The 13149-nt window shown below is 47.0% G+C and carries 10 protein-coding genes; 8 read left to right on the forward strand and 2 right to left on the reverse strand.

The features are described from left to right. Positions 1 to 101 precede the first annotated feature (101 nt). Complete coding sequence (locus P5G61_RS00420; RefSeq protein WP_301243276.1) at positions 102 to 575, forward strand: hypothetical protein; 474 nt, start codon at positions 102 to 104, stop codon at positions 573 to 575. Positions 576 to 636: 61 nt separating this feature from the next. On the opposite strand, the gene P5G61_RS31880 is transcribed toward P5G61_RS00420, so the two are convergent. Further along, entirely contained in the window at positions 637 to 975 is a 339-nt protein-coding gene (locus P5G61_RS31880; protein ID WP_363325719.1) for a winged helix-turn-helix domain-containing protein, read from the reverse strand. A 311-nt stretch (positions 976 to 1286) separates the two neighbouring features. Between P5G61_RS31880 and P5G61_RS00425 the strand changes: the two genes are divergently transcribed. Next, positions 1287 to 3104, forward strand: a complete 1818-nt coding sequence (locus P5G61_RS00425) for a S8 family serine peptidase (protein ID WP_301243278.1) — start codon at positions 1287 to 1289, stop codon at positions 3102 to 3104. Between the two features lie 92 nt (positions 3105 to 3196). On the opposite strand, the gene P5G61_RS00430 is transcribed toward P5G61_RS00425, so the two are convergent. Further along, on the reverse strand, positions 3197 to 3571 hold the full coding sequence (locus P5G61_RS00430) for an iron-sulfur cluster biosynthesis family protein (RefSeq protein WP_236642207.1): 375 nt from the start codon (positions 3569 to 3571) through the stop codon (positions 3197 to 3199). A gap of 342 nt (positions 3572 to 3913) precedes the next feature. On the opposite strand from P5G61_RS00430, the gene P5G61_RS00435 reads away from it, so the two are divergent. The 6 genes from P5G61_RS00435 to P5G61_RS00460 all read left to right on the forward strand — a co-directional run bounded on the left by P5G61_RS00435 (position 3914) and on the right by P5G61_RS00460 (position 12921). Next, entirely contained in the window at positions 3914 to 4942 is a 1029-nt protein-coding gene (locus tag P5G61_RS00435) for a LacI family DNA-binding transcriptional regulator (RefSeq protein WP_024628667.1), read from the forward strand. A gap of 182 nt (positions 4943 to 5124) precedes the next feature. After that, positions 5125 to 6384 (forward strand): ABC transporter substrate-binding protein, encoded by a 1260-nt coding sequence (locus P5G61_RS00440; RefSeq protein WP_301243284.1) that lies wholly within the window; start codon positions 5125 to 5127, stop codon positions 6382 to 6384. A 74-nt stretch (positions 6385 to 6458) separates the two neighbouring features. Beyond that, positions 6459 to 7346, forward strand: coding sequence for a carbohydrate ABC transporter permease (locus P5G61_RS00445; protein ID WP_062325576.1), 888 nt, complete (start codon positions 6459 to 6461; stop codon positions 7344 to 7346). Then, positions 7339 to 8184, forward strand: coding sequence for a carbohydrate ABC transporter permease (locus tag P5G61_RS00450; protein ID WP_301243288.1), 846 nt, complete (start codon positions 7339 to 7341; stop codon positions 8182 to 8184). Before P5G61_RS00445 ends, P5G61_RS00450 begins: the two co-directional genes overlap by 8 nt. 87 nt (positions 8185 to 8271) lie before the next feature. Beyond that, positions 8272 to 9861: a glycoside hydrolase family 30 protein gene (locus P5G61_RS00455; protein ID WP_301243290.1), complete on the forward strand. Its 1590-nt coding sequence runs from the start codon at positions 8272 to 8274 to the stop codon at positions 9859 to 9861. A gap of 69 nt (positions 9862 to 9930) precedes the next feature. Further along, positions 9931 to 12921, forward strand: coding sequence for a beta-galactosidase (locus tag P5G61_RS00460; protein ID WP_301243292.1), 2991 nt, complete (start codon positions 9931 to 9933; stop codon positions 12919 to 12921). The last annotated feature ends 228 nt before the right edge of the window (positions 12922 to 13149 follow it).

Here is a 13149-nt window from a genome sequence, read left to right on the forward strand (position 1 = left end):
TCCTTTATGTAAAAAGTGAGGTTAACAACGAAACATTTACTGTCTTATTTACGTCTGAATAGGAAAGTAATGTGAATTTAGAGTGAGAAGGTGGTAACTTGATGCAAACACGAAGAAAAGTATTCATTTCCTTCATCGCGTGTCTCTTATTCATTCCTTCAGTAGCTTCGGCTAAAGAAGCTCAATTGAAGGCACCTGTGGTCAAAGCAGTGAAGGTGAAAAAAATCTGTCCTTCAGCCAAGATTGAAAGTGAGAAACAAAAAGTAGATGGAGATAGAACAGTGAAAGACGTAGTGATTCTTGAACCACTTCAAACGCTCATAGACGAATATGAACTGAATAAAACAGAAGAAAAGATCGAAGTGAGTATTATGCTTAGATATGATCTAAACATATCCAAACAAAAGTTTTTGAAAACGAAATTCTCTGCGTTCAAGGACACTGTCACCGACAAGGAGGGATTCGGGGGATACAGTTTTTTTGCCAAGTTGACGATTACCGAAATAGAGGAAGTGAGTACATGGGAGGCAATCTCTACCATCTCACTCCCATCGGACACGGTGTCCATCTATTAATTATGTTGAGAAGCCTTTATTACGCTGATTCTAGGGGGATTTGCGGAGTTAAGGGCTTCTTTTATGATTTTTCAGAACTATAGGAGCACAGCATATATCCAGTTCCTCTGACAGAGATAATAAATCGGGGCTTTCTTGGATGGTCCTCAATTTTTTTGCGAACTCGGTTTATGTATACATAGAGCAAATGAAGATCTATATTTTCCTCTGAGAGCCACATGAATTTATAAATCGAAAGCAAGGGGACTATTTCATCAAGGTTATAAGCGAGCCGTTGGAGAAGACGGAGTTCTAGTCTGGAAAGGGAGAAAGGCAGACCGTTTTTCATGAGAATAGATTGATCGATATCAATGTAACAGTGATTATCAAGGATTATGGGCTTGGTCGATAAAATATCCATTGTTCACCTCGTTATAATCTATAAACATTATTTTCCATAAGTGTATTATAGATGATGGATTTTGGATTGGAAAGTCCTTGTTTAACGAATTTTATGGAGAATCTATAGAATTGTTTATAACCTAAACAAATTGTGAGATATAAAAGGAAAAATCTAATGTATGCTTGTTTTGTGAAAATAATTAAACATCTAATGAAACGAAAATCAGTACTGAACTCATTTAAAGAAAGGTGGGGAATCCTGGTGTTCTAGTTTTTTATTTCGAAAATAGTACTTGAATTTCAATATACTAATAAGGAGGAGTCCAGTCCATGAATTCAAAGAAATTTGTTAAGCGTATTAGTCTTTGCGTCTTATCCTGTCTTCTTGTTTTGCCTGCAACTGTTAGTGCTAATGGGGTTCAAATTACTCCAGATCTTTCCTTCATCAAATCTCTGCCCACTTCTGAAGTACAAGTCAATCTAATGAATTCTGAATCCGATCTGACGGAGAGTAGTCTGTCTATCAACCTTAATAGGAATGAATATAACAACTATGCAGTTCCTTCAAAAATTTTGGACAAATTGAAAGAAAGACTTCAGTCTAAAGCATTATATGCACAAGAAAAAATTGAGGTAAGTATCATGCTCAAGTATGATGCAGTTGTAACGAAGGAAGAATTCATAGAAAGAGAATCGGAAATATTCAGCGGCAATATCACAGATTTGGATGGTTTTGGTGGTTACAGTTTTTTTGCCGCATTAACGACTGACCAAATAGAACAACTGGTTCATTTGGAGGAAATAGCTTCCCTTTCAACCCCAGACGATGTAGTTTCTGTATATGGTGAGCCGGATGAACGACAATCAGAGGTCTATTTGAATGGTGCTACCGAGATGACTGGAATCAAAAAGGGAAGAAGTGACTATGGCGTAACAGGTAATCGTGATGGAAAAGCGTCATATTCCAAAAATGATTCAGTTATTGCAGTAATTGATACGGGTATTGATGGTGGTCATATTGATTTGAGTGGAGGGAAAATTTTAGGTTGGAAGGACTTTGTAAATACATCCTCAACTACAGCCTATGATGATCTGGGCCACGGAACTCATGTTGCCAGTATTGCAGCTGGGACGGGAGCAGGAGATCCCGGAGTAGAAACCGGAGTGGCCCCAGGTGCAGCTCTAGTAGGAATTAAGGTATGCTCTAGTAATACAAATTGTTCTATCCAGAACATACTGAATGCGATGGATTGGATTATTGCTAATAAGGACACATATGGAATTGATATCATAAATATGAGTTTGGGCAGTTCAGGCTCGGCCAATGCAAGTTTCTGCAACAAGGTGTCTAGTGCGGCAAACAATGGAATACTTACAGTAGTGGCTGCCGGGAATACACCAGGAGGATCTGACTATGGCTCACTTAATCATTTTGCCAAATGTTCAGACGTGTTGTCCATTGCAAATGTGGCTGACCCTTACGAAGGAGGCTGGTATCTAAATTCTTCCTCCAACCGGGGAACAGGATCGGAAGGTCCTACACTTGCAGCACCTGGAACTTCTATCCGTGCGGCTAAGGCGAACTCTACTAGCGAATACATTACCTACACTGGAACTTCAATGGCGTCTCCTATGATTGCCGGATTAGCAGCTCTTATGCTTCAAGCTAGTAATGGGAGTCTTAATTATGATTTTAAGATAGAAGATTATGGGATGTCAGGATATGATAAAGTATATGGCAATGGACTCATCCTAGGACATCAAACTATTAAAGCAGCTTCGGGTTCTTCAACTGGTTCCTTTGATAACTATCGTAATCATATTAGAGCACAGACAAATATAGCAGCGAGCAACATTAATTTATATAGTATTAAGGTTAACAGCACAGACGCTTTTTTCGCCAACACACTGATTATTAATAATGAAAATGGTGCAGACCTGGATTTGTATATATGGAAACCGGGAGTCGAGCCTATTCAGAATGGTCAACTAAGACTAGATTTGGCTATCCAAAGTAGTACAGGAAATCTTCCTCAGGAAACGATCAGTTTTAAGCCGACTGCAACGGGTAGCTACACCATAGGAGTCTTAGCTTACGATTCTGCTACGTATGCCTTGGATTGGGCGGGGCAAATATCGATTCCGTGACAGGTTTATAGGATGAGAAATTTATAACAAAAGCCGGTCAACCCTTATGGGTGCCGGCTTTTGTCCTATTTGTAGTTTCAAGATCAGTGAGGTTATCGTACGAACCAACTGAGCGGCTGCGGTGAAGTGTCTGCGGTATCCCGAAGATCATGGGCCTTGACATTGCTGCCGTAGATCATGGAATCACTGCTCAGTCGATAGGAAGGGAAGCTGTTCTCTGATTGCAGGCGAAGGCAAGGCTCGAAATAGATCTGTTGCTGTTTGTTAATGAGAAAAGGAAGCGAATCCGATTCAATCCGAATGTCATCACTGTCCGGCTCGCTAACGATCAGAAGCACTGCAGTACCATCACATCCGCATCCATCGGTGTCATAAAACAGCTTGAAATAGCCTGGCCGATCTCCCAGCATCGCGTTAAGTCTTGATTCTGCCAGCGGACTGACCTGAATGATCATAACGTCGTTCACACTCCTCTAATCACCTTATGAATTCGCTTACAATCTAATATATGGAACATGAATGCAGAATAGAAGGTAAAATAAATGAAAAAGAAGCTAAATCCCCTTCTTATACAGGCTTATCTACAAGGAAAACAGATATTACATATCTCAATGAGTAAGGAGTATATTGCGGACATCCCCATGGAGAGACGTCGCTGGTTCAGTCAAGCAACAGTACACAGATCGTGAATGCCTACGACAAGCTGTTTATTTGACTGGTGAATGTGCCTCGGAATGAAACCCATTTCATCCCGATACCTTATCTGGTATGATAAGCAGGAATATTAGAGAAAAAGGATGGTTCCACATATGACACCGATTACTATATATGACATCGCCAAAGAAGCGAACGTATCCGTATCCACAGTCTCCCGTGTGCTGAATGACACGGCACCTGTGCGTGCAAGCACAAGAGAGAAGATCATGTCCATCATTGAAAAACACCAGTTCCAACCCAACGCGCAGGCGCGCAGTCTGATCAAGAAAGAAACGGGAACGATTGCGATCATCCTGCCGGACATTACGAATCCGTTCTTTCCGGAAGTGTTCTGGGGAGCGGAGAACGAGGCACGTGGATTGGGGTATACATTCTTTCTGTGCAATACGGCCGGGGATTACAGCCGGGAGTCCGAGTATTTGTCCATTTTGCGCGAGAAGCGGGTAGATGGCATTATTTTTCTCGGTGGACGAATCAATATGCAGGTCTGTCCGGATGACATGGCTCAGGAATTGATTGATATGGGCAAACGCATGCCGATCGTGCTGGTTAATGGCAATATTGCCAAAGGTGGATTCCACCGGGTGTACACGGATGAAGGGGCAGGGGCTGTTTTGGCTGCTGAGCATTTGCTCGAACTGGGACATCGGGATTTTGCTTTTGTGGGCGGTTTGAAGGAGTTGTCTACCACGATGGTTAAGGTCAAAGCCATTCAGAAAAAACTGCGTGAGCATGGACTCGAAATTCCCAAAGAACGCCAACTGCTCGGAAGCTTCTCCATTGAAGACGGCAAACGAGAGATGTCCAAGCTGCTGGATCGCGGGAATCCTCCAACTGCGGTGATCTGTGTGAACGACTACACGGCCATTGGTGCGATTAAGGCGACCATTGAGCATGGCTTATCGATTCCCAAGGATATTTCCATTGTCGGTTTTGATGATACGCCGCTCGCCAGCGCGGTTATACCGGAATTAACGACCGTATCCCAGAATACGTATCAGCTGGGCAAGCTGGCTGTGGATAAGCTGCATGAGCTAATTAATCAGGGCAATCCGAAGAAACAAACTGTTCTGCAGCCAGAGCTTGTTGTACGCCAGAGTAGTGGACCCGCACCACGATAAATGGGGAATGTTTGGAAAAGAAAGCGTTGACATTCCTTCGGAGGGTGAAATATAATGAGGTCGTGAATGAAACCCCTTTCATAAACTGGAACGGGTTTTAATTTTAAACTTTATGAAACCCATTTCATGAAACGGGTTTCAGTTGTCTGATCTTCCATTCATATTTCGAGGGGGCGTACGGTATGAGAAAAAGTTTAAAGGTCATTTCGTTATTGATGCTGGTCATGGTCATGGGTCTGACAGCCTGTAGCAAAGGGGATAGCGGTGCAGCGGGCGGCAAGGTCGATCTTAGCATGACGATCTGGGGCTCGGAGGACGAGAAGAAGATTTATCAGGAGAGACTCGACATTGTGAAGCAGACCTATCCCGATATTAATGTGAAGCTGAACGTCGTTGCCGGGGACTATGACCAAAAGGTTCAGACCATGATCGCCGGAGGAACTGCACCGGACATCATGATGATTGCCGAGAACTATCAGGCTTACGCCTCCAAAAACCAAATTGTTCCGCTGGATGACATGATCCAGGCCAACAATGTGAATATGTCAGAGCGTTATTCGGACGACATTGCAAACCTGATGAAATTCGATGGTAAACAGTTCGGCATGCCTGACCGCGCAGGCGCGATGGTACTCTTTTATAACAAGGATCTGTTCGACAAGGCTGGGGTGGAATATCCGACCAAAGAATGGACGCAGGAAGATCTGCTCGCCGCTGCTCAGAAGCTGACGGTGAAGGAGAATGGCAAAACGGTTCAATGGGGTTACTACCCGGGCAGCTGGTGGCCGCAATGGATGCAGCTGATTTATCAAAATGGTGGCTCCCTGTTCGATGAGAGCGGCAAGCCTACCTTTAATACCGAACCTGTACGTAAAGCGCTGCAATTCATGAATGACCTGACCTTCACACATGGCGTGGGACCAACACCAACGGAAATTGCCGACATGGGAAATATCGGTGCTGACCCATTGTTCGCCCAAGGCAAGATCGCCATGGAAACGACGGGATTCTGGAATATTGGATCACTTGCCAAGGTGGAAGGCATCAATTGGGACATTTCACCGATATGGGGAGAGACCAACGCGTTCTTCAATGGCTTCACGATTACGAACGCATCCAAGCATAAGGAAGAGGCATTCAAAATCATTGAAGCGCTGACTACACCTGAAGCACAATTGCCGATGATCAAAGCGGGTCAGGATGCCCCGGCAACAAAGGCCGGTCTGTCCAGTGATGAGTTCCTGAATGTGGAATACGGCGGCAAGAAAATCAACATGGCCGCTTTCAGCGAGTCCACCATCTATGCCGAGCCGTTCAATCCGCAATGGAATGAAATGATGAAGCTCATTAACGACAAGCTGGGTGTCTACTTCAACAATAAAGCCTCACTGGACGATACAGTAACTGAAATTCAGAGCGGACTGGAAAGAATCTACAAATAGCATCGACAGGGGACAGACGGAATTCGGCATGAATCCGGGTTTCGTCTGCTCGCTTCGTTATGGGAGGGCTTAACGTGAAGAAAAAGGACGGGAAATGGTTTTATATCTTCATCTCGCCTTGGCTGATTGGATTCCTTGGACTTACCCTGGGTCCGATCCTGTTTTCCATCTACATGAGCTTCACCAATTGGGATCTATTCCAGTCTCCTGAATTCATCGGTGTGGACAATTACAAAAACCTGCTGACCGATGACCCGATCTTCTGGAAATCCGTAGGCAATACCTTCTTCTACGCATTAATATCGATTCCGCTGGGCATGTCCATCTCGCTCTGGATCGCATATTATCTCAACAAAAAAATTAAAGGCATTACCTTCTTCCGCATCCTGTTCTATCTGCCTTCCGTCGTTCCGGTGGTTGCAAGCTCACTGCTCTTCATCCATCTGCTTGCGCCAACGGAAGGGTTAATCAACCAAGGACTTGCCATCTTCGGCATCCAGGGTCCTGCGTGGCTGCTCGATCCAAACTGGGTTAAACCTGCCCTGATTCTCATGTCACTATGGGGCGTCGGGGGCGGCGTGGTACTGCTGCTGGCGGGTATGAAAGGTATTCCTCAGGAGCTGTACGAGGCCGCCGCCATTGATGGGGCGAAGAGCTCGCAATCCTTCTTTCACATTACATTTCCGATGCTGACTCCTGTCATCTTCTTCAATCTCGTCACCGGGATGATCGGAGCGCTCCAGACGTTTGCACAGGTATTCATCGTCACAGCAGGTGGACCAGACAATGCCAGTCAGATGGTCGTTCCTTACCTGTTCCAGAATGCGTTCCAGTTCTACAAGATGGGATATGCATCGGCCATTGCCTGGGTGCTGTTCATCATCATCATGGCGTTGACCCTGGTTGTGTTCCGTTCGTCGGCGCTATGGGTGCATTACGAGGAGGGAAAAGCCAATGAGTAATCCATCCACTGTGGAGAAGACGATATCCTATATTTTTTTGATTCTGGTCGGAGTGCTGCTTGCTTCCCCTTTCCTGTACATGATCTCCATTGCATTGGCGAGTGACGCTACAACCGTAAAATCAGCCTTTACCTTTGTCCCGTTGGAATTCCAATGGTCCAATTTCTACACGATCTTCACGAATAACAATCTGGGTACTTATTTGAAAAATTCAGTCATTATTACCGTGATTACCATTATCGGTTCGGTATTGTCCGCATCAGTCGTATCTTACGGCTTCGCTCGGATCAAGGCGAAAGGCAGTCGGTTCCTGTTCATTGTACTGCTCAGTACGATGATGATTCCGGGCGAGGTGACGATGGTGCCGCAGTTCATCATCTTCCGTCATCTGGACTGGATCAATACATTCTATCCACTGATCGTGCCGAGTTTTTTCGCCGGAGCATTCAACGTATTTCTCATTCGACAGTTTGTCATGAGTATTCCGAAGTCGCTCGATGAAGCCGCCATGATCGATGGCATGGGACATCCGGGAATTTACTGGAAGATCATTATGCCACTGACGTATCCGATTCTTGCCGCCATCGCCATTTTCTCATTTTCCTATAACTGGGGGAATTTCATGGGGCCACTCATTTACATCAATGATCCGGAGAAAATGCCACTCGCGCTCGGGGTTCAGCTTCTGACAACGGTAGGTGGCGGGCAGATGCCTCCGTGGAACCTGGTCATGATTGCTTCGCTGTTCCTGACCATTCCGATGGTGCTGGTCTATCTGTTCGGACAGCGCTATGTCTATGAAGCGAATATCAGCGGCGGCAGCAGTGGAATCAAGTAACGGGAGGTGCAGCAGTGCAGAACAAGCCAAACGTGAAAGCCAGCGACCGAATACGATACGGCACATGGGGAAAGGGGCGCATGAATCATGGATGATAACAAACCCCCTTTTGAGAATGACAGGAAGGATAACAATGCTCATACCAAGCATGATCACAAGAATCTGATCCAGACTGACAGGAATGAACATGACAAGTATCGCCGATGGCGCAGCCGGAGCTACACCCTGATAGGTGTCGCCCTGATCGCGCTGCTCGCAGGAGGAGGAATTATCATCAATCATTTTACCAATGAATCATCCAAAACACTTACATTCCAAGGGGAGCCGGTACGTCTAAAGTTAGACCAGTCCTATGACCATTTTGAAGGCTGGGGCACGTCGCTCGCGTGGTGGGCCAACGATCTTGGAGGATGGAAAGATCAAGCGAAGGTCAGTGAAGTAATGGATATGGTGTTTGATGCAGAGAAAGGTCTAGGTCTGAATATTGTGCGTTACAATATTGGCGGTGAGGAGAATCCCGACATGAAGGCGCTTCGGCCCGGAGGAGATATTCCCGGCTTCCAGCCCGAACCCGGCGTGTGGGACTGGGAGGCGGATGCAGGCCAGCGGGCTGTATTGCAGGGTTCTCTGGAACGTGGGGTCAACATTACGGAGGCATTTTCCAATTCACCACCTTACTGGATGACGATCAGTGGCTCGGTTACGGGGGCTGTGGATGGCAGCAACAATCTGCGAGAGGATCAGTATGAGGCGTTTGCCGATTATCTGACCGAAGTCGTGAAGCATTATCGCGATGAGTGGGGCATTACGTTCCGCACACTTGACCCACTCAATGAACCATCCTCGGACTGGTGGAAGAAAGGCAACATGCAGGAAGGCAGTCATTTTACGAACGATAAACAGGCCGAGATTATCAAGAAGGTAGCGGCATCGCTCCAAAGTAAAGGACTGGACGGAACGGTCATCAGTGCTGCGGATGATAACAGCATTGACGAGACGGTGTACAATTTCAGCCTCTATGATCAGGATACGCTCGATGTGATCGCCCAGATTAATACCCATTCTTATAATGGAAGCAAATTGGAGGAACTGCGCACATTGGCTGAACGGCATGGCAAGAAGCTGTGGATGTCCGAGTACGGAACGGGCGGCAGCGAGCCGCACAGTCATGAGGACATGACTTCCGTGCAGGAACTGGCGGAGCGTATTATGTTCGATCTCAAAATCATGCAGCCTTCTGCCTGGGTGTATTGGCAGGCCGTTGAAGATGAAGGAGCCAACAATAATTGGGGCTTTATTCATGCCAATTTTAATGGAGAAGAGCAGTACGAGCTGACCAAACAGTATTATGGCATGGCCCAGTTTACGAAGTTCATCCGTCCAGGCGCAAAGATTATTCCAACAGATGATGGGCGAACACTGGCTGCATATGACGCTGCTAGTCAGAGGCTGGTGCTGGTAATCCGCAATGAGTTATCTGCCGGAAATACAGCATTTGAACTGGGGGCGTTTGACCTCAATAGTACGTCTACGGCACAGGTGTACCAGACGTCACCGGATCGCAATATGGAGCAGCTTGAAGATGTTCCGGTGTATGCCAATGGATTGGAAGTATCGACTGCGGACAATTCTATCACCACCGTGGTATTGGAAGGCATAACAATGCAGGCGAACTGAGGGTTAAGCAATATCTCATTTTGAATTACAGGACATATGAACTTAAACACAGAGAAGGAGGGCTTATCTTTGACAGAGAAACCACCCCTTTTGCTTCAGGAGCAGGAGAAGAGTATACAGACCCGCACGGACCACAGCGTTCGATCTGAACTAACTTACGATCAGCGCAGCTTCATCATGAATGGAAAACGAGTCTTTCTGAACAGTGCTACGATTCATTATTTCCGCATGCCGAGGGAGGAATGGCGGGAAGTATTAATGAAGGGAAAGCTGGCTGGCATGAATTGCATTGATACCTATTTTGCCTGGAACGTGCATGAACCGGAAGAAGGACAATGGTCGTTCGAAGGTGACCATGATTGTGGAGCTTTTCTGGACATCTGTGCAGAGTTGGGAATGTACGTAATCACGAGACCGGGACCGTTTATTTGCGCTGAATGGGATTTCGGCGGCTTCCCGTATTGGCTGGAAACGAAGCCGGGAATCAAGTTCCGACAAAATAATGAAGCCTATCTCCATTATGTAGATCTGTATTTTGACCGAATTATTCCAATCATCCGCGAGCGCCAGCTATCTGCCGGAGGCACAGTTATTCTCGTACAGGTCGAGAATGAATACGAATATCTGATGGATGATGCAGCAGCGAGTGCCCATATGAACCATCTTCGGGACAGTTTGCTTCAGCGCGGGATCGACGTACCGCTTATCACCTGTGTGGGCGGGGCGGAAGGCACGATTGAAGGTGCGAATTTCTGGTCAGGGGCTGACGGGCACTATGCGAAGCTTCGGGAGAAGCAGCCGGATACACCGAAGATTGTTACGGAATTTTGGACGGGATGGTTTGAAAATTGGGGTGGGCCTTCAGCCATTCAGAAGACGGCGCCATTGTTTGAGAAACGCATGATGGAAATTCTTCGTACCGGCTATACCGGAATCAGTCATTACATGTTCTACGGCGGGACCAATTTTGGTGGATACGGTGGCAGAACCGTGGGCAGCAGTGATATTTTCATGATTACCTCCTACGATTATGATGCACCGTTGAATGAGTACGGGCGGGTAACGGATAAGTATGCTGTAGCCAAAACATTATCCTATTTCATCCATGCGTTTGGAGCACTGCTGATGGAAACGGAGGAAGTACCAGCAGAGCAGATCTTGGTACGTCATCCGCAAGGCGTTTCTGTACGAGGCAGGTCTAAAGGCAACGAAAAGATATGGTTCATGGAGAGTCACAAGGATGAGCGTGAGACGTTCCATGTCACGCTGGAGGAAGGCCGAACACTTCCTGTAGCCCTGAATCCGGGGCAGATTATCCCGATACTGGACAGGGTAGAGATTGCCGAGCATGTATACTTGACAGGTGGCACGATGATCACGGGTAATGAAGTGGTAAACGGAGAATTGACCCTGTTTATCGTTGCGGAAGCGGGACAGCGTTCCGTCATTGAACTGGAAACGAAATCCTTGAATGTCCGGGGCAGCAGCATGCAAGTGCTGGTTGAACATGATCAGTTAAACGGAGCCTATCGCTTCGATCTGGTGCATTTCCGTGAGCCGGGCATCATTCATCTGGAGGCAAGTGGCGTCCCCATTCGGTTCGTGGTTCTGGACAAAGAAACGATGGATCGCACGTGGAGAATTGATGGAGGAGGCGAGCTGGATCACCTGCGTTATGCTATCGGATTTGATGATGTTGATGTCTCCCTTTCCGCGCAGGTCACGGGGATGATCTCTGATCTGAATCGGACGATTATGCTTCTCGGCAGCTGGACTGATGGTGAACGGACGTTGACTGGACGTGAGTTCATATACGGAGAAGAAAACGATTCGCAGCACGGCTTACAGGATGATTATGTTCAGGAATCATCCGCAGCAGTTCGGCATGCGCAGTTAACAACGCCGCCAATGCCACCGAAACTGTCGGATTCCCCTGAGCTGTCTCGTGTGACATTGACAGCGGAACAGCGTGCTTCGAGTGGTAAACCCGAGCATTTTTCCCAGTACGGACAGGATTTCGGGTATTTGTTGTACGAGTGCGACTTCGACCGTCCGGTGGATGGAATCACCACGCTCATTCTGCCGGATCTTCAGGACACAGCCAGAATATATGTTAATCGTGTGGAGCAAGCGCTGGTGCGTCAAGTTGGTGCAGCCGGTGTTCAGGTGCAGACGACGAAAGGAAAGAATACACTTCAGGTGCTGGTTCAACATATGGGCAGGCTGAATTTTTCTCCATACTTGGGCGAAAGCAAAGGTCTGGCAGGACCTGTGTATATCGGTGGTTCCGTTCAGGATATCCGCCGGAATTGGCAGACCGAGCACGGGGTAGTTCACCTTGATGAAGTGAATCAGCTTCAGGAGGCTCCGCTTCTGAGCAGAAGCTTTACGCTGGATGGCATGGACCGTGCGATTCTCGTTGGAGCGGTGAGCCAGGGGTTGCGCATCAATGGTAAAGATGTGCCGATGGAAGGGTATCAGGACTGGTTTTCGTTCAACACATTGGATCTTTCCATTTACTTACGACCGGGAGAAATCAATACGCTGGAGATGCCTAATAGCAGAACACCCTTGAACCGGTTGGAACTGATCCTTTACCGGAGCGAAGAGGAGTTGAAGGATTGGCGCATGGCAGGTACGGATGCCTTGCTGCCGCAACAATGGGAGACCTATGAGACATCAAATGAGTCAGGTGATCTCACTAAAAGTGGGAAGGCTGCTGGCTATAGTGGCAATCGTAGTGCCATTTCTGTGGGTAGCGATTCGCATGGTCAGCCTGTTTGGTACCGCTGGCGCTTCTCCAAATCAGCTGTGCCAGAACAGTACCGAGTGAACCTGATGCTTCGCCTTACCGGGATGAGCAAGGGAACACTTCATCTGAACGGGCACCATCTGGGACGTTACTGGCAGATCGGTCCGCAAGAGGATTACAAAATTCCGTTATCCTGGCTGCAGGATGAGAATGAATTGCTGTTGTTTGATGAGGAAGGCCGGAAGCCAGAACGGGTGCGCTTCTTGTATGATAACTTGTCCCAGTATCCATGGGTTGTGGTCGAGTAAATCTTCTTTTCATTGTACCGAACAAGGGAACTGGGTCTGTTCTAATCAGTCGTGTCCTGTTCTAGATCGTCGCATTTATTCGCTTCTCTTAGCGGGGACTGCTCGGATGATTGAATCTATAGATTCTGAATCTCCGGGCAGCTCTTGCTCAGTGAATAGACGACAAGGATAGCTGCTATCAATCTTTTATTGAAACCGTTTATATAATGAGGGGGTTATGCGGTTACG

Origin of the sequence: Paenibacillus vandeheii (assembly GCF_030433635.1) — a bacterium.
In the GTDB taxonomy this organism is placed as follows: Bacteria; Bacillota; Bacilli; order Paenibacillales; family Paenibacillaceae; genus Paenibacillus; species Paenibacillus vandeheii.